At 63.5% G+C, this 21,521-nt stretch carries 14 protein-coding genes; 6 read left to right on the plus strand and 8 right to left on the minus strand.

Features of this window, described 5'->3' with window-relative positions; translation table 11 throughout:
• The first annotated feature begins 114 nt into the window (after window positions 1-114).
• Window positions 115-270, plus strand: a complete 156-nt coding sequence (locus tag FHS82_RS06910; RefSeq protein ID WP_166950309.1) for a hypothetical protein — start codon at window positions 115-117, stop codon at window positions 268-270.
• A gap of 38 nt (window positions 271-308) precedes the next feature.
• Here FHS82_RS06910 and FHS82_RS06915 read toward each other — a convergent pair whose 3' ends face one another.
• The 7 genes from FHS82_RS06915 to FHS82_RS06945 all read right to left on the minus strand — a co-directional run bounded on the left by FHS82_RS06915 (window position 309) and on the right by FHS82_RS06945 (window position 14,577).
• Window positions 309-1,937: a protein kinase family protein gene (locus FHS82_RS06915; RefSeq protein ID WP_166950311.1), complete on the minus strand. Its 1,629-nt coding sequence runs from the start codon at window positions 1,935-1,937 to the stop codon at window positions 309-311.
• Window positions 1,938-1,945: 8 nt separating this feature from the next.
• Window positions 1,946-2,629 carry a protein phosphatase 2C domain-containing protein gene (locus FHS82_RS06920; RefSeq protein WP_166950312.1) on the minus strand — a complete coding sequence of 228 codons (684 nt, stop codon included), beginning with the start codon at window positions 2,627-2,629 and terminating at the stop codon, window positions 1,946-1,948.
• Window positions 2,630-2,633: 4 nt separating this feature from the next.
• A complete protein-coding gene (locus tag FHS82_RS06925; protein ID WP_166950313.1) occupies window positions 2,634-3,461 on the minus strand; it encodes a vWA domain-containing protein in 828 nt (275 codons plus the stop codon).
• A gap of 703 nt (window positions 3,462-4,164) precedes the next feature.
• Window positions 4,165-4,437 carry a YbdD/YjiX family protein gene (locus FHS82_RS06930; protein ID WP_166950314.1) on the minus strand — a complete coding sequence of 91 codons (273 nt, stop codon included), beginning with the start codon at window positions 4,435-4,437 and terminating at the stop codon, window positions 4,165-4,167.
• 133 nt (window positions 4,438-4,570) lie between these two features.
• Window positions 4,571-6,628 carry a carbon starvation CstA family protein gene (locus FHS82_RS06935; protein WP_166950315.1) on the minus strand — a complete coding sequence of 686 codons (2,058 nt, stop codon included), beginning with the start codon at window positions 6,626-6,628 and terminating at the stop codon, window positions 4,571-4,573.
• 490 nt (window positions 6,629-7,118) lie between these two features.
• Entirely contained in the window at window positions 7,119-13,622 is a 6,504-nt protein-coding gene (locus tag FHS82_RS06940; protein ID WP_166950316.1) for an Ig-like domain-containing protein, read from the minus strand.
• 142 nt (window positions 13,623-13,764) lie between these two features.
• A complete protein-coding gene (locus tag FHS82_RS06945) occupies window positions 13,765-14,577 on the minus strand; it encodes a DeoR/GlpR family DNA-binding transcription regulator (protein WP_166950317.1) in 813 nt (270 codons plus the stop codon).
• Between the two features lie 476 nt (window positions 14,578-15,053).
• Here FHS82_RS06945 and FHS82_RS06950 point away from each other — a divergent pair, with 476 nt between their 5' ends.
• The 4 genes from FHS82_RS06950 to FHS82_RS06965 all read left to right on the plus strand — a co-directional run bounded on the left by FHS82_RS06950 (window position 15,054) and on the right by FHS82_RS06965 (window position 19,199).
• A complete protein-coding gene (locus tag FHS82_RS06950; RefSeq protein ID WP_166950318.1) occupies window positions 15,054-16,160 on the plus strand; it encodes an ABC transporter ATP-binding protein in 1,107 nt (368 codons plus the stop codon).
• Between the two features lie 2 nt (window positions 16,161-16,162).
• Window positions 16,163-17,428: an ABC transporter substrate-binding protein gene (locus tag FHS82_RS06955; protein ID WP_166950319.1), complete on the plus strand. Its 1,266-nt coding sequence runs from the start codon at window positions 16,163-16,165 to the stop codon at window positions 17,426-17,428.
• A gap of 74 nt (window positions 17,429-17,502) precedes the next feature.
• Window positions 17,503-18,384 carry a carbohydrate ABC transporter permease gene (locus FHS82_RS06960; protein ID WP_166950321.1) on the plus strand — a complete coding sequence of 294 codons (882 nt, stop codon included), beginning with the start codon at window positions 17,503-17,505 and terminating at the stop codon, window positions 18,382-18,384.
• Between the two features lie 8 nt (window positions 18,385-18,392).
• Window positions 18,393-19,199, plus strand: a complete 807-nt coding sequence (locus FHS82_RS06965) for a carbohydrate ABC transporter permease (protein ID WP_166950323.1) — start codon at window positions 18,393-18,395, stop codon at window positions 19,197-19,199.
• A 79-nt stretch (window positions 19,200-19,278) separates the two neighbouring features.
• Here FHS82_RS06965 and phnF read toward each other — a convergent pair whose 3' ends face one another.
• A complete protein-coding gene (phnF, locus tag FHS82_RS06970; RefSeq protein WP_166950326.1) occupies window positions 19,279-20,037 on the minus strand; it encodes a phosphonate metabolism transcriptional regulator PhnF in 759 nt (252 codons plus the stop codon).
• 233 nt (window positions 20,038-20,270) lie between these two features.
• Here phnF and FHS82_RS06975 point away from each other — a divergent pair, with 233 nt between their 5' ends.
• The gene (locus FHS82_RS06975) at window positions 20,271-21,518 is read left to right on the plus strand and encodes an extracellular solute-binding protein (protein ID WP_166950330.1); all 1,248 of its coding nucleotides are present in this window, start codon (window positions 20,271-20,273) and stop codon (window positions 21,516-21,518) included.
• Window positions 21,519-21,521 lie beyond the last annotated feature (3 nt).

Consider the following 21,521-nt stretch of genomic DNA (forward strand, 5'->3'; position numbering starts at 1 on the left):
TGTCCCAGTACGAGACGCCCTGGCCTGTCGAAGCCTATGTACTGCCGAAGTTGCCAGCCTTGCGAGGGGAATACGATCAATCGCTGAAATGACCGGGACAAAAGGAGAGGCGGGGTGGAGACGGAATTCAAGGAGAAAACGTACGAGAAATACTTTCCCCATGAAGTGGCACGTTTAACGAACATTATGTTCTCACCGAACCCCTGCGACGAAGCGCTGCTGGGGGTTGATGATGCCCTCTGGCTGGAAACGCGCCCAACATTGCACTAACAATCAAAAATGGACCCGCCATTGGGGACTGATCACCGTCAGCCCAATGCTCGGATAATTGCATAGAGCGCAACGGCGCCGAAAATGATCCAGCCCCATGGAATCTCGGCCTTTGGTTGTCGCGCGGGCCGATGGGGCCGAAGCGTGGTCGGCTGCGAGGATGATCCGGTTGATTGCCGAATCGTATTCAGAACGGCTTGGTTCCTGGACTGCGGCGGGATGGGCGACCGTGTTGGGCGAGGCACGGTAGATGTTCTGCCGGGCGAGCGGCTCGAACCAGGCCGCGACAGCGTGCCCAATCCTTCCAGGATGTGTCGATTATCGGTTACTTTCGATCCGCTGGAACTGGGGCTCCTGAGACGATGCCGTGCTTCGGTTTCAGTGATCTTCCGGATCTGGCTGTTCGACGTGATCGTGATCGACAGCGACGTGCCATAGCGGCCGGTGTATGCTGGATCGACTAGCCCTTGCACACTCAGCCACATTCCCACCCACGCCTGTGACGGTGCATCCGGCAGTTTGGCAAGTCCGTCGCTCCAAATGTTCAGCTTGACCGACTGCCGGGCATTGTCGAAGAAGACAAAGCAATAGGGCTTGCTGTATTTGGTCTTGGCTGCATGGACCTTCGTCACCTTGCCGACGAGTTCGATTCTATTGCCCACCTGTTTCGCCAGCAAGGCGAAGCTGGTCGCGTCGACCACCTCATAAGCACCGACATAGGCCGCCTCCTTCTTCCCTGCCCGCGCCTCCGCGGGCGTGCGGATCATGATCGCGGCGGCCGGGATGTTCCTGGCGGCAAGGAAATCTTCGAGCGTCGGAATACCTTTCACCGGTGCCGCACAGATGCTCGCGAGATTGGTGGTGTCGCGTGCCAGCGCAGGAACCGCCTCCAGATCGGCGAACGCGGCGGAATTTCCGGGATCGATGAAATCGTTCGCTGTGAGGATGATGTTTTCGCCGTTGGAGTATTTGGAGAATAGCTTTGGATCGTGAGCGATGGCCCGGAGGCTCAAATCGATCACGATGAACGAAAACCGATCCATGTCCGGTCCGAAGTCAGCTGCCGAGCGCTTCGGGTGCTGGAAATGCTTGTGCCCGAGTTCGGCGCCTTGTCCGGTTGCCATTGTCGGCACATAGATTCCGTCGTAATCGATAAGCTTCAGGCCCGACTTTACCAGCACGTTGCCATTCTGAAGATCGCCGTGCGCAAGCCTCTTTGACCGCAGGAACCGTTCAACGTCAATGAATTGCAAGCGCAGGCGTTCGATGCGTCCCTTGTCGGCATAGTTGTCTTCGAGGAACGATCCGAGCGTGTCGCCTTCCACCCAGTCCATCTTCACGATGGGATAGCGCCTGCCGTTCACCAGAATACCCGTCGGCTGGTATTCGAAGCCGACGAAGTACGAACCGCCCGCCGTCCGCAGACCTTTATCCACGTGCCCATAGCGGGCTTCCAGGCCCTTCGCTTCCTTATGGAAGCACCGGATTGCGAATTTCCGGTCCTGTGCCATCGCAGTGTAGGTGAGCGCGAATCCGCCGCCAAGGGCTATGGGAAGGCCCATGCCGTTGGTGGCGATCTTCGCTTTCTTCAGGACGGCATCGCCGAACGCGGTCTGCGGGTGCTGAACCGCGTCATTGTACTGGTCCATGGTCGGGTAGGCGGACACGGCGCCTCCTAACCGATCACGAGCAGGGTGGTGTCATCCCGCCGCATCGTGCCATCGCCGCGCGCGTCGTCGACCAGAGCGACGAAGTCAGCGCGCGTCCGAAGGGTCCGCAAGCGTTCCATCCGCTCGGGCCGGTCGGACAGAAGCCAGGCGCCAATGGCATCCGTCATGCAGAAGAGCTTCGACGCGCCGTCCAGCTGCCAGCGCGTCGTGAAGTCGTCGTCGAGGATCTCCCTGTTCCTGTCGTGGATGGTGGAAAGCAGAAGCGGGTTTGCCCGGAATTGCTCCGGTTCGCTGTAGGGGAACGTCGCGCTGATTTCCGTGCCGTCGTCCAGCACGGCAAGGGAATCTCCGATACCCACAATCGACACCCCGGCAGGATCGAACCGCAGGCCAAGGAGCGTGGCGAAGCTGCCCCGGTCGAACGCGGCTTGCGCGCTCCACGACATGGCGGCACGGTCGAAGGCCGCATGGTAGGAGGTGATGGCACGCGCCAGCCACGCTTCGTCAATGACCGGCTGTCGGACGTATCGGGAGACCAGAATGCGGGCCCACCGGCGTGACGCGAAGGACTCCGACGCGCCATCGCTGACGGCATGGATGCCCCTCAAATCGGAACACGCGATGGCGTCTTCGTTCAGGTGAGAATCCGCAATTTGCCTCCCCACCGTCCAGCGATGAAGGACGCGCATCGCATCACCGCAGGTTGCTGGCGCGTGTGCCTATATCGAAGAAGTCCACGATGACTTCATAGCCCGCCTTGTAGCCGAAGAAGCGTGACTCGCCGCTGACCGAGTCATAGCCCTTGTCCCGAGCGACCTGCACGAGGTGATCGGGGAAGGCGCTGGACATGCGGAATAGCAATCGACCGTATTCATCAAGGCCGCTGTCCGAAGCGGGAAACACCACCGGCTGACCACCCGTCGTCGAGATGTGCAGATTGAAGAGCAGGCATTCGCCGTCGCTAGTGGACATCTGCTTGAGGGCGTCCGCAATCGCCGACGGATCGCCATCGGTCGAAGCGCCGTCGGTGACGTGGATGATGGTGGGCGGATAGGACGACGGGTGCGCATCGCACCATTCCGCGATGGCTTCCGCCGCTGTTCGCATGGCCGCCGTCATCGGCGTGCCGCCCAGGCTTGTCGGATCAAACCAGACCGGAAACTTCGTCGGCTGGTTCACCAGCCCCCCGGCGCCATCGGGAACGCGCTTGACGCGCTCTTCGATCCGCAACGGATTGGCCTCAATGTCAGACAGGGAATGCAGGATTTTGCCTCCTAGCGGAGCAGCAAAACCCGAACGCACCGAATCCCCATAGGCGATCACGCCAACATCGAAATAATTCCGGACGCCGTCTGCGCGAGTGCACCGAATGACAAGCTGGTAGAGGGTCTTGTTCAGTACATCGGCTACGAATTGTGCCTTGGTTTGCTCCGTTTCCATCCTTTCATCCATCGATCCAGACTGGTCGATAACGAACAGGAACGCAGATGGGCTGGTTCGGCTGATTTCTGCTGTGTACATAAAGCACCCCGGTCATTCCCTTATGCCGTGTCAGGCCGTCGAATTTTGGACAAATTCAAACGTTGTCCTGCCAACACGGTGGACCATCTAGCGTTTAAGTTATCGGTGACTTGCACGATAATTTCAAGATCACGGTGCGTCTGGGAGTCGATCTGCTGATAACGACGCTGCGATGAAGATGCTACATCTTGTTCTCAACCACACGGTCGAGAAGGGAAACGACGGCCTCCCGAATGGTTCGAGACCCAGACCCAATTCGCCGCCGCCTTCGGCAAGGGGCTTGTGAGTAATGGCCGAGAAGGCTTCATGCACGCATTTTCTGACATGATAGGCCGACTGTGAATGTCGAGATTGAGCAGTGTGTGGTATTGCTGTTAATAGTTTCGGTAATATATCGCCTTCGCTTCGTCGTCCCGGCGGTGATCTATCTGCGCTTTTCCCTGCAAGCCGCCGCGCATTCCCTGTTCCGAGAAAATTACTCCCTGTTCCGGGGCATAGGGAATTTGCTTAAAATATATCGTAATTTCAATACGATAGTTGAGTAAAAAGTCCCGAACGGCGCCCGCAAGCAGCCGGGTTCCCTGTATTTTCCCTGATGATCAGGGAGCTCCCACAGAGACCGGTTCGCTGTCGATTGCGTCCGCCGCCATAACTATCTGGTTTTTCAGAATTTTCTAATTTTCGCCTGCCCGCCTGTGCGGGTTCAGCAGCAGCGAAAGCCGCCCTTGCCCGATCCGCCGTAGCGCGCGTTCTGCCGGTCGCGGAAGAATGCCGCATATGTCATCGGCTCCTGATCGGGATGGGTGCGGCGCACGTGGGCCACATAGGTCTCGTAGTCGGGAATGCCGACCATGAGGCGCGCGCCCTGGCAGAAGCACTTGCCGAAAGTGGCGAGGCTCTCGCGCAGGGAAACGGAGAGGGCGCCCTGATCGGCCGATACCGGCGGCACGCCCCTGCGTGTTTTGAGAAACGTCATGACACAGGCCTCCTTCGGGAACCGCACTTGAGACAACGGCTTCCCCTTCCTGACAAGCCGATGGCGGGGAGGAACGGCGCACGGGCCGCGCCTCCCCACGGGGCCGGTGAACTTGCGCCCACCGGTCCCGGCATCAGGCGGTAACGGTCGGCGCGCCGATTTCGTGCGCCGTCCAGCGGTCGGCGCGCCACGCACGCCAGCAGGAAACGATTCCGAACGCCAGAATGCTGACGACGACGAGCACGAAAAACCCCGCCAGGGCCGCGTCGATCCGGTCGTTGAACACGATCTGATGCATCTGGTCCATGTTCTTGGCGGGTGCCAGCAGTTCGCCGCGGTCGATGGCGGCGTTGAAACGATCCGCATGGGAAAGGAAGCCGACGCGCGGATCGGGATGGAAGATCTTCTGCAGCCCCGCCGTCAACGTGCAGACCATGAGCCAGCTCATCGGAATGATCGTCACCCAGGCATAGCGTTCGCGTTTCATCTTGAAGATCACGACGGTGCACAGCATCAGCGCCACAGCGGCGAGCATCTGGTTGGAGATGCCGAAGAGCGGCCAGAGCGTGTTCACACCACCCAAGGGGTCCGTCACGCCCTGATAGAGGAAGAAGCCCCAGAACGCGACGCAAAGCGCGGTCGCTACGACGTTACTCACCCACGAGGAGGTCTCGCGCATGGAAGGCACGGCCAGTCCCAGCAGGTCCTGCAGCATGAAGCGGCCGGCCCGCGTTCCCGCGTCCACTGCGGTCAGAATGAAAAGGGCCTCGAACAGGATGGCGAAATGATACCAGAACGCCATCATGGCCTTGCCGCCGATGACATTCGAGAAAATCTGCGCCATGCCGACCGCGAGCGTCGGCGCGCCGCCGGCCCGCGAAACGATGGTGTGCTCCCCGACATCCGCCGCCGTCTGCACGATCGTTTCAGGCGAGATCGGGAAGCCCATCTGCGTCACCGCCGCGGCCGCCGTTTCGGGCGTGGTGCCGAGGATGGCCGCCGGGCTGTTCATGGTGAAATACACGCCGGGGTCGATGATGGAGGCGGCCACCAGCGCCATGATGGCGACGAAGGATTCCATCAGCATGCCGCCATAACCGATGTAGCGGGCGTTGATCTCGTTATCGATCAGCTTGGGTGTCGTGCCTGATGAGATGAGTGCGTGGAAGCCGGACACCGCACCGCACGCAATGGTGATGAAGAGGAACGGGAACAGCGCGCCGGACCAGACGGGGCCCGAGCCGTCGACGAACCGCGTCAGCGCTGGCATGCGCAGATCAGGCGCGACGACGAGAATGCCGAGCGCAAGGCAGGCGATCGCGCCGATCTTGAGGAAGGTGGAAAGATAGTCGCGCGGCGCAAGCAACAGCCACACGGGCAGGATCGAGGCAACGAAGCCGTAGCCGATGAGCAGCCACGTCAGCTCCACGCCGGTGAACGTGAACCAGGCGGAAAGCGTCGGATCCTCGGCGATGTTGCGGCCGTAGATGATCGCCAGCATCAGCAGTACGAACCCGATCACCGAGACCTCGCCGATAGCGCCCGGCCGCAGGAAGCGCATGTAGATGCCCATGAACACGGCGATCGGAATGGTGGCGGCGACCGTGAACGTGCCCCAGGGGCTTTCCGCCAGCGCCTTCACCACGATGAGCGCCAGGACGGCCAGGATGATGACCATGATCATGAACGCGCCGACAAGCGCGATGACACCGGGGATCGGGCCAAGCTCGGAGCGCACCAGCTCGCCGAGCGAGCGGCCGTCACGGCGCATCGACACGAACAGCACCATGAAGTCCTGCACCGCGCCGGCGAGCACCACGCCGGCCAGAATCCACAGCGTGCCCGGCAGATAGCCGACCTGCGCGGCCAGCACCGGCCCGACGAGAGGTCCGGCCCCCGCGATGGCCGCGAAGTGGTGGCCAAACAGGACGTGCTTGTTGGTGGGCACGTAATCAAGGCCATCGTTATGGCGCACGGCGGGCGTGGGCCTATTGGGATCCAGCTGCATCACCTGGCGGGCGATGAACAGGCTGTAGTACCGGTATGCGATGAGATACACGGAGATCGCGGCAGCGACGATCCATAGCGCGCTGATGTGCTCGCCACGTTGCGTTGCAACGATGGCGAGGCTCAATGCGCCGATCAGGCCGAGAACGACCCATGGCCCATGTTGCCGTATGTGTGCTGACATGACGATATCTCCAGACGTAGCTGCTTTGTTGCTTTCATTGTCTGGGCGCCTGGCCCGGCAAGCACGGTATCATATTGTCGCAGCTTGAGAAACGTCGCTCTGGCGGGTCCGGCTGGCAGAAGGCGGCGACCGGACGGCTGGCGGGCACGGGTCGGGCGTGCTGGCAGCCATGGACAGACAGCCGTGCCGGCCCGTTCCGCGCACCGCGTGCCGGCAAGTCCGTAGAAGAGAACGGCCATGCCGTTCGTGGCCGGCACCGGTTCGGGATGGATGGCATGCGCGGAAAGACGCGGCCTCTCGCGGTCCGACTTGATGTCAACACGCGCCACAAGTCTGCCGTCGGGAAGGAGGGGGAGCACGTAATAGCCGCTGGCGCTATTCGGCCGGAACATAAATCTCGATCCGGCGATGGTGCTGACATATGGGCAGGGGGAGGCACCCTTCGGTGACCTCCCCCTGTACTGTTTGTTGTATCGCTGGGCTGACCGGCTTATGCGACCAGGTCGTAGCCGACGATCTGGCCGAGGTCGCGGATCGCGGTCGTGCCCACCAGGTCGAGTTCGACCACGTTCTCGATCGACAGGTTGCCTTCCGCCATGTTGCTCACCGTGCGCAGGCCCGTGGGGTTCAGCATCGTCAGCGCGTTGCTCAGCCCGTTGATGTTGCCCGTGCGGTCGCCCGTCTGCACGACATACCAGTTGTCGTCGAAGCGGAACGCCGCCACGCTGTTCTGGCCCATCACGCTCGCCACGTAGGTCGTCGCCAGCGCCACGTCGTTGGTCAGCGAACTCAGCATGTTCGAGATCGTGTTGGTCAGCACGCCGTTGGTGAACGCCTGCGAGGTGCCGCGGCCGCTCGCCTGCTGGTGCACGCCAAGGCCGTCGAACGCCAGCTTGTCGCCTTCGCCGATGTTGAAGTCGGTGACGAGGTCGATCTGGCGCGCGCCGGACTGGTCGGCGGCATCGAACAGGAAGGTGTCGGCGCCCTTGCCGCCGGTCATGACGTCACGGCCGGCGCCACCCCGGATGACGTTGTCGAAGGCGTTGCCGGTGAGCGTGTTGTCGCCCGCGCCGCCGAAGAGGCGGCTGTCCTTCGCGGCGTCGAGGAGGGTGCCCTGCTCGATGTTGTCGGGCAGGACGACGGTGGCCTTCTCGCCGTCGTAGAACACGCGGTCGATGGCGTCCGTGCCGAGGACGGGCACCAGCGCGTCGGCATCGTGCAGGTAGATGTCCTTGCCGCCGAACTGGTTGGCCGAGATGTCGTAAAGTACGCCTTCCTCCTGGTCACGGATGTCGAACTGGATGTAACCCGAGGCCATATCGCCATCGGTGTCGGTGACGGTAAAGCTGATGCGCAAGCGCAGCGCATCATCCGCGCCCGACAGGCCGGCATCGGGGTGGTCGAGCGTGCCTGACAGCGAAACAGTGTAGGCACCGGTCTCGGTCGCGGAAACGCGGAACACCTCATTGCCGTCCGAGGCGCGGCCGATCAGGGTCAGCGGGCCCTTATCCTCGTGCGATACCGAAACCGGCAGGCCGTTGGAGGTCAGCGGCACCACCGTGGTGCCGTTGCCCACGTCATAGGCGCCGCCTTCCGGTCCCCAGCCGAGGTCCGTCACCACGCCGTTGTTGGCCCCGCCGTCGAACTCGAACTGGCCAGTCTTGCTGGTGACCGCGTCGCCTTCCAGGAGCCAGACATCGCCGGAATAGCCCGCCGTCGGCACGGTATCCAGCTCGGCGACCTGCACGGTCACGGTGGCGTTGGCCGTGCCGCCCTTGCCGTCGGTGACGGTGTAGGTGAACGTCGCGCCACCCGAGAAGCCCTCCGCAGGGGTGAAGACGACATTGCCATCGTCGTCCAGCGCCACGGTGCCGCCGGCACCAGCCGTGACCGACCGGATGGTGAGGGTGTCGCCGTCGGCATCGGTGTCATTGGCCAGCAGAACCGAGGCCTTGATCGTCAGGGCCGTGCCGTACTCCGTGTCGAGGTGCCCGTCGTCGGAAGCAACCGGGGCACTGTTCGGAGCGCTGACGGTCAACCTGACCTTGGCCTCGGTGCTGCCGCCACGCCCGTCGTTCACCAGGAAGGTGAAGCTGTCCTCGCCAGTGAAGCCGGTCGCGGGCGTATATTTGTAGGTGCCGTCCGTATAGACCAGGACCGCGCCATGGGACGGCTCTTCCCGAAGGCTGAAGATCAGCGATGCGTCACCATCCGGATCCGACGCCGTGAGCCGGCCGCTGATGACGGCATTCCTCAGGCCCTCGGCGTTGACGTCCACGGCATCCGGCGCCCGGTTGTCCGGCAGGGAATCGCCCACGTTGGCGATCTTGACGAAGTGAACGTCGTCCAGCGCCACGCCCGCGCCCCACGAGTCCGGCGCGCCGGTGTCGATGAATTCCAGCCTGTTCGAGCCGTCGCCGGAACCGCCGACCACGTCGAAGCTGTAGGTCGTCCAGCTGGCGCTGGTCTGCGGGGGGAGGCCGTTGAAGATTTCCACACCGTTCCAGAGCACGCGCACGCCGTCGTCGTCCCGCACGTTGTCGGAGTCGGAGAGCGAGAACGTCACCCGATAGGTGGCGTCGGTTTCGACGTTGGCGATCGACTGGCCTATTCTGTGGCGGGCGGCGAGATTGGAGCTGTCCATATCGATCCAGAACCGGCCGTCCTTGGCGGTGACGCCGCCGTAGTTGTCCCAGTGCTGCTCGATGCGGTTGTTGTTGACGTTGGTCCAGCCGAGAATGGTGCCGTCGAGGTTCCGGTATCCCCAGTCGGAGGGACCGTTGTTGCCGGAGGATTCGCTCACGTCCTCGAAGCTGCCGTTGACGATGAGGTCGGTGCCGATCGCTACGCTGCTGTGCGCATTGGCGGTCTTGACGAAGTGGACATCGTCCAGCGCCGCGCCCGCGCCCCACGAGTCCGGCGCGCCGGTATCGATGAATTCCAGCCTGTTCGAGCCGTCGCCGGAACCGCCGATCACGTCGAAGCTGTAGGTCGTCCAGCTGGCGCTGGTCTGCGGGGGAACGCCGTTGAAGATTTCCTCGCCGTTCCAGAGCACGCGCACGCCGTCGTCGTCCCTCACATTGTCGGAGTCGGAAAGCGAGAACGTTACCTGATAGGTGGCGCCGGTTTCGACATTGGCGATCGACTGGCCGATCCTGTGGCGGGCGGCGAGATTGGAGCTGTCCATATCGATCCAGAACCGGCCGTCCTTGGCGGTGACGCCGCCGTAGTTGTCCCAGTGCTGCTCGATGCGGTTGTTGTTGACGTTGGTCCAGCCGAGAATGGTGCCGTCGAGGTTCCGGTATCCCCAGTCGGAGGGACCGTTGTTGTCGGAGGATTCGCTCACGTCCTCGAAGCTGCCGTTGACGATGAGGTCGGTGCCGATCGGCACGTTCACCGGCGTCGGCGACGAAACGGTCAGGCTCAGGGTCGCCGTATCCGTCCCGCCATGCCCGTCATTCACCAGGAAGGTGAAGCTGTCCTTGCCGATGAAGCCGGCCGTGGGCGTGTATTTGTAGGTGCCGTCCGTATAGACCCGGACCGTGCCGTGAGCCGGCCCTTCCCGGAGGCTGAAGACCAGCGAGGTGTCGCCATCGGGGTCCGATGCCGTGAGCCGGCCGCTGATGACGGCATTCCTCAGGCCTTCGGCATTGCCATCCACGGCGTCCGGCGTCCGGTTGTCCGGTGCGGGCTCGCCCACGTTGGCGGTCTTGACGAAATGGACGTCGTCCAGCGCCACGCCCGCGCCCCACGAGTCCGGGGCACCGGTGTCGATGAACTCCAGCCTGTTCGAACCGTCGCCGGAACCGCCGACCACGTCGAAGCTGTAGGTCGTCCAGCTGGCGCTGGTCTGCGGGGGGAGGCCGTTGAAGATTTCCTCACCGTTCCAGAGCACGCGCAGGCCGTCGTCGTCCCTCACGTTGTCGGAGTCGGAGAGCGAGAACGTCACCCGATAGGTGGCGCCGGTTTCGACGCTGGTGATCGTCTGGCCGATCCTGTGGCGGGCGGCGAGATTGGAGCTGTCCATATCGATCCAGAACCGGCCGTCCTTGGCGGTGACGCCGCCGTAGTTGTCCCAGTGCTGTTCGATGCCGTTGTTGAGGTCGGTCCAGCCGACGATAGCACCGTCGAGGTTCCGGTATCCCCAATCGGAGGGACCGTTGCTGTCGGAGGATTCGCTCACGTCCTCGAAGCTGCCATTGACGATGAGGTCGGTGCCGACGGGCACGTCCGCCGGGGAGACGGTCAGGCTCAGGGTCGCCGTATCCGTGCCGCCATGCGCGTCATTCACGACGAACGTGAAGCTGTCCTCGCCGGTGAAGCCGGCTGCTGGCGTGTATTTGTAGGTGCCGTCCGTATAGACCCGGACCGTGCCGTGAGCCGGCCCTTCCCGGAGGCTGAAGACCAGCGAGGTGTCGCCATCGGGGTCCGACGCCGTGAGCCGGCCGCTGATGACGCCGTTCTGCGGGCCTTCGGCGTTGCCGTCCACGGCATCCGGCGCCCGATTGTCCGGCGCGGGCTCGCCCACGTTGGCGATTTTCCGCAGCGACACTTCGTCGAGCGCGGCGCCAAACCAGTTCGCTGCTCCCGTGCCCTTGAAGATCAGCGTGTTCGAGCCGTCGCCCGCGCCGCCGACAAGCTCCAGCGCCACGGTTGCCCAGGCGTTGCTGCTCGGCATACCTTCAAAAATGACCTTGCCGCCCCACAGCACCTGGACGCCGTCATCGTCCGTCCTGGCGTCGCCGTCGGCGATCGAGAACTTGAGTTCGTAGATCGCGCCTTGCTCGACGCCGACGACCGTCTGGCCTATCTCGCTGAGTTTGCCATAGCCGTCCAGGTCGAAGAAGAAGGCGCCGTCCTTGGGCTTGACGTTGTTCTGGTTCTCGGGAGCGTTGACGATCTCGACGCGATTGCCGTTGATGTCGGCCCAGCCGGCGACGACGCCGTTGTCGTTGTAGTAGCCCCACCAGGCGGGACTCAGCTCGCCGCTGACCTCTTCGAAGCTGCCATTGATGCTCACATCCTCGAAGCTGCCGTTGACGATGAGGTCGGTGCCGAGGAGGACGCTTTGCGCGACGGTGAGGTTGACGGTTGACTCGACAATGCCGCCGCGACCGTCATTCACCAGGAAGGTGAAACTGTCGGCGCCGCTGAAGCCGGGAGCCGGCGTGTAGCGATAGGCGCCGTTCTCCTTGAAGACGAGCGTACCATGAGCCGGGGCCTCGCTGAGGCTGTAGGTCAGCTCATCGCCGTTGGCGTCCGTGGCCGCGACCTTGCCGATGAAGGGAATGCCCGGACTGATGAGGAGGTCGGCGCCCGGGGCTTCCGGCACGACGTTGCTCGGCGACGGCAGCATCGGGTCGGAGAGCTTCACGAGATGAACGTTATCGAGCGTGGCGCCGAAGCTCTCCCCCGCGCCCTCGAAGACGAGTTCGTTCGAGCCGTTGCCGGCCCCGCCGTTGACGATGAAGTGGAGCTTGCTGCCGGTGCCGGACGGGATGCCCTCATAGATCACCTTGCCGCCCCACAGCACGCGCACGCCGTCGTCACCCGTCGGGAGATCGGTCAGCGAAAAGCTGAGGCGGTAGATCGCGCCGGTCTCGGCGTCGGCGATCTTCTGTGCGAGGACGCCGTTGCCGAAGTCGCCGTCGGCGACGAGATCGGTGCCGATCGGGATCGTCGACGGAGCGGCGAGGGCAGGGGCGCTGGCCAGTTTCGCCTCAAGGTCCGGCAGCAGGGCGGCGACTTCGGCATCGGTCCCCGGCACGGCGAGCGCGGCGAGTTCGGCGCCGGTGAGCTTCAACCCGTCGGCGGTGGTGATCGAAGCGGGCTGGTGTGCGGGGTCGACGCCGTCGCGAAGAATGAGCGCGTCGCTGCCGGAGCGGATGATCAGGTTGTTGCCGTCGCGGATGACGGAGATATCAGCGGGAACAATCCCCTCGAACCGGATCGTGCTGGTGCTGTCGAGCGATACCAGATCGATGCCGTCGCCGGCGCGGAAGATCACCTCGTCGCCGGTCGCGACGATGACGTCGTTGCCTGCTCCGCCGTCGAGCACATCCTTGCCCTCGCCGCCGGAGAGGAAGTCATCGCCGCTGCCGCCGACAAGCCGGTCATTGCCGGCGCCGCCGAAGAGCAGGTCGTTGCCGCCGTCGCCATAGAGCACGTCGTCGCCGTCCCCGGCGCGCAGGATGTCGTCGCCCTGCATGGCATAGAGCCTGTCAGCGCCGGCGGTGCCGTTCACCACATCCCATCGTTCCGTGCCGTAAACCACGGTGGCGTCATTGACGAGCTTTTCGAGCGCCGGACGGGACCACTGCGTATTGTCGGCGATAATGCCGTCGACCCCCAGATTGAGGGCGTTCTGCACGTCGGCAAGCGTTCCGTCGACGGTCCAGCCGTTGACGACCAGGCCGGCCGCATGGGCGGCCGCGACCAGCTGCGGCGTGAGCAGACTCATCACGGGCGCGACGCCATCCGCATAGGTCGCATAATAGGCGATGTTCTCGGGGGTGAGGCTGCCACCCGTCAACTGGACCAGCGGGAGATTCACGCCATATTGCGGCATGAGCTTGTTGCGAACGTCGGGCAGCTCCGAACCGAAGCTCTGGATGATGATCCGCTCCGGATCGGCGAAATCGTGGGCGATCAGCGTCTTGATCGCCGCTTCGTGGGTTGCGTAGTCGGTGGACTTCGTCTCGATAAGGATGCCGAGCTTGCGACCGGTGTCGATGGACATTTCTTTCGTCAGCGCGATGAGTTCATCCAGCGTGACGATGGTGGGCACCTGCGCGCGCACTTCCGCGTAGGTCATGTTCGCGATTCCGAGTGCAAGGTCGTCATGATAGCTGACCAGCACGCCGTCCTTGGTCAGGCGGAAATCGGTCTCGGCATAGTCCGCGCCGTAGTTGAACCCCCATCTGTAGGCGTCGATCGAGTTGTCGAGATAGGGATTGGTGCCACGATGGGCGAAGAGAACAGCATCATCAGACATGGCTTCATCTCCAAGAGGCAGCAAGGGAAAGAGGCAACAAAAGACCGGCCCTGTCGCAGCGCTGCGACAGGGGGAGCAAGTGAAAGACTGGATGCGATCAGCGCGAGCCACGCCCTCCCGGGCGCGGTCTCCTGTCGGGGAGCTACGGCCTTATGGCCGCCTCCGAACTCCTGATGAACTGGACGCCGGCCCCGTCCAGCATGCGTCGAATGCGTGCGGGTGGATCGGCTTCGCAGAACACCATGCTCACCTCATCGATCCGGCCGCCATGCACGTAGGCAGGGCGGGTGAATTTCGAGGAGTCGAGGACGAGATAGGACCTGCGGCAGTTGCGAAGCATCGCCTGGCGCACGCGCACCTCGTCCTCGGAGAAATCGAGCAGCGACCCGTCCTCATCGACACCGGCGACCCCGAAGATGGCGATGTCGACCTTGTAGGACGCGAAGAAGGCATCGGCGGAGGGGCCGCAGACATCGAGGTCGCTGCTCCGTACGGTGCCGCCGGCGATCGCGACCGTGAAATCCGAGTTCTGTCGCGCCATCAGGGCGAGCGGCAGGTTATTGGTCACGATCTTCAGGTTGCGATGCGAGAGCAAGGCCTCTGCTACGAACTGCGGCGTGGTGCCGATGCCGAAAGACAGCGACACGCCATCGCTGACATGTCGCGCGACGGTGGCGGCGATGCTCTGTTTCGCGTCACTGTTCCACACACGACGATCCTTGAAGGCGAGGTTCTTGCCTTGCGTGATTTTTTCTATGCCGCCGTGCCGACGACGGGCGATGCCCTGGTCGCACAGGGCGACCAGATCGCGACGGATCGTCTGCGTGGCGACGGCAAAATGCACGGCCAGCTCCTCGACACTGATGAAGTCCCGGCTGCGCAGCATGTCGGCAATGGCCATCTGCCGCCCGCTGGAACCGGTAGCAATATTCGATTCAACATCTGCGGTGTTCATATGAGCTGTATACCTTCGAGGTGTGACGATCGCGCGACAGATTATGGTTACGGAATTTTTACCATACAGACCGTCTCTGGCCGGAATGGAGGAACAATATGCAGCCGCCGGGATGGCGTTGCAGCTTGTCGCGGTACCGGTTCAAGAGCTTTATGACGCCAGCAAAAAACCTGAAATTTATGGAGACCGTGATCCGGTTCACGCCCCTTTCCTATTATAGTGTAGCAGGGCTAACGTCTTATGGGGCCGCGATCGTATCGGCTGCACCTGTTTTCGGCCTTGTCGTTCCGGTCTGCAAAGCTGTGCAAAAATGAACATGGCGATGATAGAAATGTTCATTTGAAATTCATATGAATGTCATCGACGCGCTGTAGTCACGTCGGCAGAAAGTCCTCCGAGGGCAATCGTTGGCAGGGCGGCGTCGAGGCGCCGCCCCTGGACATGTCACCTGCGGCTTACCGCTATCGAGACCATTCATGAACGCCTCCACCTTCCTGAACATCCAGGGGCTCAGCCGACGCTTCTCCGCACGCTCCGGAGTCGGCGAGGTCTCGCTCGCGGTCGGGCGAGGGCAGTTCGTGGTGCTGCTCGGGCCCTCCGGCTGCGGCAAGTCGACGACGCTCCGGCTGATTGCCGGGCTTGAGACGCCCGATGCAGGGTCGATCGAGATCGACGGGCGCGATGTCACCGCGCTGCCGCCTTCCGACCGCAGCCTCTCCATGGTCTTCCAATCATACGCGCTCTTTCCGCACCTCGACGTGGCCGAGAACATCGTTTTCGGCCTGAAGGTGCGCGGCGTCGCGCGCGCCGAGCGCCGGCGGCGGCTCGATGAAGCGCTCGCCGTCACCGGGCTGGAAGGGCTGGAGGACCGCAAACCGGCGAAGCTCTCGGGCGGCCAGCGCCAGCGTGTGGCGCTGGCGCGCGCCATCGTCGCCGGGCACCCGCTCTGCCTCATGGACGAGCCGCTCTCGAACCTCGACGCGCAGTTGCGCCACAGCGTGCGTCAGGACATCCGCGCCTTGCAGAAGCGGCTCGGCATGACGGTCATCTACGTGACGCACGACCAGACCGAGGCCATGAGCATGGCCGATGTCGTCGTGCTGATGCGCGACGGACGCATCGAGCAGGTCGCCAGCCCGGCCGATATCTATGAGCGGCCGGCGACGACCTTCGCCGCGGGCTTCATCGGCTCCCCGCCCATGGCCATGCTGCCGGCGGATTTGCTCGGAGCCGCGGATTTGCCCGGCGCTGGAGCGGCGGCGGACCTCGTCTTCGGCATACGCGGCGAAGACATTTCCCTTCGCCGGCCGGGAGAGGGGCGGCTGGCTGCCCGGGTCCTCGGGCAGGAATTCCTCGGTGCCGAGACCTTCGTGAATCTCGAAGTCGCGGGGGCCGCCCGCCTGACCGCCCGTGTGCCGGGGCGCGTGGACACCGGGCAGGGCGAACACGTCTCCCTCGACTGGCCCCGCGAGGCGACCCACTGGTTCGAGCGCGCAAGCGGCAGGCGCTTCGCTCTCCCATCTTCACCCATCGATCCGCCGCGCGGCTCGCCGGCGGTCGTCAGACCAGCGAAAGGTTACTGACCATGAAAGCGCTTTTTTCCGGCCTGCTCCTCGGGCTGGCCGCCGTGGCGACGCCCGTCGCCGCCGCACCGGCCAAGCTCACCATGTATTATCCGATCTCTGTGGGCGGACCGCTCACTCAGGTCATCGACAACATGATCAAGGGTTTCGAGGCCGAGAACCCGGATGTCGACGTCGAGGCTGTCTATGCGGGCAATTATGACGACACGCGCATCCGCGCGCTCTCGGCCCTCAAGAGCGGCCAGCCGGCGCAGCTCTCGGTGCTGTTCTCGATCGACGCCTATGACCTGATCGAGCAGGACCTGATCGTGCCCTTCGAGGACGTCGCGACCTCCGAGGACGACCGCAAGTGGCTCGACAGCTTCTATCCGGCGCTGATGGCGAACGGAAAGATCGACGGCAAGACCTGGGGCGTGCCCTTCCAGCGCTCGACCATCGTGATGTACTACAACAAGGACATGTTCCGCGAGGCCGGGCTCGATCCCGAGCAGCCGCCGCGCACGTGGGACGAACTGGTCTCGGCCGCCCGGAAGCTGACCAAGGACGGCCGCTGGGGCCTGATGGTGCCCACCACCGGCTATGCCTACTGGATGTTCCAGTGCTTTGCCATCGAGAACGGCAAGGAGCTGATGAGCGCCGACGGCACCAGGACCTACTTCACCGATCCGGCTGTCGTCGAGGCGCTCGCCTTCTGGCGTTCGCTCTCGGCGGACAAGAAGGTCAGCCCGGAAGGCGCGATCGAGTGGGGCACGCTGCGTCAGGCGTTCACCCAGGGCCAGACCGCGATCATGTGGCACACCACCGGTAACCTCACCGCCGTCAAGAAAGAGGCCAAGTTCGATTTCGGTGTCGCCATGCTGCCCGCCAACAAGCAGCCCGGCTCGCCCACCGGCGGCGGCAACTTCTACCTGTTCAAGCAGTCGACGCCCGAAGAGCGCGCTGCCGCGCTGAAGCTGATCAAGTACATGACCGCCCCCGAGCGCGCCGCGCAGTGGTCCATCGCCACGGGTTACGTGGGCGTCAGCCCCGCCTCCTACGAGACGGATGCGCTGAAGCAGTACGGCAAGGAGTTCCCGCAGGCGGTCGTGGCCCGCGACCAGCTCAAGGTCGCGATCTCCGAGTTCTCGACCTATGAGACCGGCCGCGTCCGCGAGGCGCTCAACAATGCCGTGCAGGCGGCGGTGGTCGGCAGCAAGACCCCGCAGGCTGCACTGGAGGAAGCCCAGGCCATCGCCGACCGGCTCCTGAAGCCCTACCAGAAGAACTGATCCCGACCCGGGTTGCGGAGCCGGCGAAAGCAGTGTCCGGCCGTCTCCGCAGCCCTTTTCGCGCGAGGCAAGTCATGACGCACATGGTGAAGCAGGAGCGGCGGCGCGCCGCCCTCTACGGCTGGATGCTGCTCTCGCCGGCTCTTGTGTTGTTCACGACGTTCGTTTTCGCCCCGACCGTCGCGACGCTCTGGCAGAGCCTGTTCTCCGCCGGCACCCGGCGGCGCCCGCCGGCTTTCGTCGGCCTCGACAACTATGCCGATCTGATCGCCGATCCGGTGTTCTGGCGCGTGGTCGGCAACAATCTCCTCTACACCGGCATCGCCGTTCCGGCCTCGATCGCGCTGGCGCTCGGCATGGCGCTGTGGGCCAATGCCCGCATCCCGGCCCGGGCTTTCGTGCGTGTCGCCTATTTCACGCCGGCCATGCTGCCGATGATAGCCGCGGCGAATCTGTGGCTGTTCTTCTACACCCCGGGCTTTGGCCCCCTTGCCGCCCTCGGCCTCGGTTCCGTCAACTGGCTAGGCCAGCCCGAGACGGCGCTGTGGGCCGTCACCGTCGTGGCGGTCTGGAAGGAAGCCGGCTTCTTCATGGTCTTCTACCTCGCGGCGCTGCAGACGATCCCGCCCGACCTCAGGGAAGCGGCGCAGATAGAGGGGGCCGGCCGCTGGACCTACACGCGCCGCGTCGTGCTCCCGCTCCTGATGCCGACGACCCTTTTCGTGCTCGTCAACGCGCTGATCAATTCAGTGCGGCTGATCGACCAGCTCTTCATCCTGACCAAGGGTGGGCCTGACAACGCCTCCAAGCTCATTCTCTACTGGATGTGGGAGCTTGCTTTTTCCTATTTCGATGCACCGCGCGCTGCGGCGATGACCGTCCTGGTCCTGATGGTGCTTTGCCTCGTCGCGGTCGTTCAGTTCACCCTGATCGACCGGCGGGCTCATTACCGATGAGAGCGGCAATGCAACGCTGGCTTACCTTCGATACCTTCGGCGCGCTCGTCCTCGCGCTCGTCTGGATTTCCCCGCTGGCCTACGCGGCATGGGCGGCGTTCCACGACGTGCATGCGGCGGTGGGGCTCGATCTCTCCGCCCCCTGGACGCTGGAGAACTTTTACGCCGTCTGGCAGCAGGCGCCATGGCTCAGCTATCTGTTCAACACGGTCCGGCTCGTCACGATGGTGTTGGCCGGCCAGCTCGTGCTCTGCACGCTCGCGGGCTTCGCCTTCGCGCGTTTCGCGTTTCCGGGGCGCGATGTCGTCTTCATCGTCGTCCTGATGCAGCTCTTCATCCTGCCCGAAGTGCTGATAGTCGAGAACTACGCCATCGTTTCCAGACTGGGGCTGTTCAACACGACGCTTGGCATCGGGCTGCCCTACATGGCGAGCGCCTTCGGCATATTCCTGCTGCGGCAGGCGTTCAAATCCGTGCCGAAGGAGCTGGAGGAGGCGGCGCGTGTCGAAGGCTGCTCGTGGATGGGCGTGCTCTGGCGCGTCTATATTCCGGCCGCGCGCCCGGTTTACCTCGCCTATGCGCTGGTGTCGGTCGCGACGCACTGGAACAACTTCCTGTGGCCGCTGATCGTCACGAACTCACCGCAGACGCGCCCGCTCACAGTGGGACTCTCGTTGTTCGGCGCGCCCGAGAGCGGCGTTGACATCTCGCTGATCAGCGCGGCGACGCTGATGACCATCGCCCCGTTGCTCGTTGCCTTCATCATCTTCCAGCGCCAGTTCATGCAGGCTTTCCTGACGTCGGGCATAAAATAGTCCGGCCCGTCGAAGCGCCACCTCCGACAGGTGCCCGTTCATGTCCTGCCAGGTTTGCGTCACAACCCGCGAGCGGCAGTCAGAAATCGCTATTGCGCGCGAGCACGTCCAGAAGCTGGCTCGTATTGTCGACCGAAAACTGAACCCGCTCGCCCGGCCAGACGCTTTCCGAATAGGCAATCGGCGTGCCTTTCATGTCGACATCGACTTTTTTCGAGACGATCACCGGTTTGTCGAGGGATAGGTCAAGATGGCGTGCTTCTTCCGGTGTCGGCATCCTGACCAGAATATCGGTGCGCAGGCGGATATAGTCCGGAATGCCGTATTCGGCGAGGATGAGGCTGACGCTTCGCCCGTCGCGCCGCGCCTTGTCGAAACCGGGGAAACGGCGGACAGGATAATAGGCGTTCGAGAAGTTTATCGGTTCCTCGTCTGCAAGACCGCGCCGGACGATGTGATAGACCGGCTCGCCGCGCGGCAGCCGCAACGCCTCGGCAACGCTGGCGGAAGCAGGTATCTCCTCTTCACGGATCGCCTGCCCGAAGGGCTCCCTGCCTTGGTCGAGCAGGTTTTGCGAGAAGCGTGTGCGCTCGGAAAGACGATATTCGAGGCGTCCATCCCTCACGAAGGTGCCTCTGCCTTGTTCGACCTGCACCAGGCCGCGACTCTGAAGGCGGGAGATGGCCCGGCGGATGGTATGGCGTCCGACGCCGAACCGCTCCATCAGATCCGCCTCCCTGGGAAGCTGCGTCTTCGGAGACAGCCGGCCGGTCAATATGTCATGGGCAATATCTTCCTCGACCTGCTGCCACTGCCCGTGAGACGGTTTGCTCGTCATTCCTTCTCCGATTGATTCGGCTTGCTTCAAATTCATTCGGATATTCAATACCTTTTGAATGACTCAGTTGCAATCGCCGCTACATTTCCGTCACTGTCATTCCTCCGAAAAGCCCGGCAAGTAGGATAAAAACAAGAGCTGCCGAGCCGGGCGGGCTTCACACGGCTGTTATCATGCGGCGCTAGAAGGCATCCGAATGATATATGCATCATTCGGATGCTCAGGAGCGGAAAATGTTCGAAATCAGTCGCCGCCAATTCATGGCCGGCGTGGCGGTGTCAGCGGGCGCGGGTGTGATGAAGAGCGCGCCGGCGCGCTCGGCCGATGCGGCGGTCGAAGTCTCCAGCCCCTGGGGCGCCGACAAGCCGTTTCAGAAGGTCGTCGATGCCTTCAACGCCAAGAAGCTCGGCGTGACCGTGACCAATCGCTTCGACGGCGATTACGAGTCGGCGATCGCCAAGGCCGTCGCCAGCACCGCCGCCGGCCGCCCGCCGGCGATGATGATCACGGGCTGGAAATTCGGATATTTCGCCAGGCGTACCCTCGGCGTGCGTGACCTGCGCGATATCGATCCTGCCCGCGCCGGGGCGATCCTCGCCAACTTCCGTCCGTCCGTGCTGCCGCTCGTGACCATCGACGGCGCCGTGATCGGTCTGCCGTGGGCGATGTCCACCCCGATCACCTTCATCAACAGCAGCTTGTGGCGGGAAGCGGGCCTCGACCCGGCGCTGCCGGAAAATCCCGATACGCAATGGCTTTATGAAAACGCCCGCAAGCTCGATGCGGCGCTCAAGGGCAAGCACCCCACCTACCGCTCGGCGCTGGCGCTCTCCAACAACGAGTGGACGAGCCAGTCCTTCATCCAGAATGCCGGCGGCTACATCATCGATCCGGACGGCAAGCTCGCCCTCGACAGCCCGGAGGCCGTTATCGGCATGACGGAATACTGCGCGCCGGCGCACGAGGGGCTGTGGATCCCGGTCAGCGGCAAGGAGCAGGACGCCTCCTTCGAATCCGGCGCGCTGGCCATCTGCACCACGAGTTCGACGCGCGCGGCGACCTTTCCTTTCGGCCACGCGAAAGCGGTCACCGCCAAGTTCCCCGGCCTTGCCGGCCATCCGCGCAGGCTCAACAGCGGGGGCAACTTCCTGGCCGTCTATGCCCGCAACAAGGAGCAGGCCGAAGCCTCGCTCGCCTTCCTCGAATTTTGCGCCTCGAAGGAGGGCCAATCGATCTGGGCGGCGGTCGGCTATCTCAACACCTCGCTCCACGACGTGCCGCTGATCAACGACTTCATGAAGCCCGCCGCCGCCCAGCTTGCGGATGGCCTGACGGCCGAGACGATCTGGCCGGGCAAGCGCGGCCTTGAAGGGCAGGAGGTATGGCGCAAATGGGTCTCGCGCATGCTGCTGAAGGAAGTGACGGTGCCCGACGGGCTGAAGGGCGCCCATCAGGAACTGGACGTGTTGATCTCCGGCTGATCG

The sequence above is a fragment of the Pseudochelatococcus lubricantis genome, assembly GCF_011762225.1.
GTDB classification, from domain to species: domain Bacteria; phylum Pseudomonadota; class Alphaproteobacteria; order Rhizobiales; family Beijerinckiaceae; genus Pseudochelatococcus; species Pseudochelatococcus lubricantis.

Excerpts from the sequence above, each read along its gene's own strand:
- FHS82_RS06920 (WP_166950312.1), bottom strand. The coding sequence starts at position 2,629 with ATGCGCGTCCTTCATCGCTGGACGGTGGGGAGGCAAATTGCGGATTCT.
- FHS82_RS06925 (WP_166950313.1), bottom strand. The coding sequence starts at position 3,461 with ATGTACACAGCAGAAATCAGCCGAACCAGCCCATCTGCGTTCCTGTTC.
- FHS82_RS06930 (WP_166950314.1), bottom strand. The coding sequence starts at position 4,437 with ATGACGTTTCTCAAAACACGCAGGGGCGTGCCGCCGGTATCGGCCGAT.
- FHS82_RS06935 (WP_166950315.1), bottom strand. The coding sequence starts at position 6,628 with ATGTCAGCACACATACGGCAACATGGGCCATGGGTCGTTCTCGGCCTG.
- FHS82_RS06940 (WP_166950316.1), bottom strand. The coding sequence starts at position 13,622 with ATGTCTGATGATGCTGTTCTCTTCGCCCATCGTGGCACCAATCCCTAT.
- FHS82_RS06945 (WP_166950317.1), bottom strand. The coding sequence starts at position 14,577 with ATGAACACCGCAGATGTTGAATCGAATATTGCTACCGGTTCCAGCGGG.
- FHS82_RS06950 (WP_166950318.1), top strand. The coding sequence starts at position 15,054 with ATGAACGCCTCCACCTTCCTGAACATCCAGGGGCTCAGCCGACGCTTC.
- FHS82_RS06955 (WP_166950319.1), top strand. The coding sequence starts at position 16,163 with ATGAAAGCGCTTTTTTCCGGCCTGCTCCTCGGGCTGGCCGCCGTGGCG.
- FHS82_RS06960 (WP_166950321.1), top strand. The coding sequence starts at position 17,503 with ATGACGCACATGGTGAAGCAGGAGCGGCGGCGCGCCGCCCTCTACGGC.
- FHS82_RS06965 (WP_166950323.1), top strand. The coding sequence starts at position 18,393 with ATGCAACGCTGGCTTACCTTCGATACCTTCGGCGCGCTCGTCCTCGCG.
- phnF (WP_166950326.1), bottom strand. The coding sequence starts at position 20,037 with ATGACGAGCAAACCGTCTCACGGGCAGTGGCAGCAGGTCGAGGAAGAT.
- FHS82_RS06975 (WP_166950330.1), top strand. The coding sequence starts at position 20,271 with ATGTTCGAAATCAGTCGCCGCCAATTCATGGCCGGCGTGGCGGTGTCA.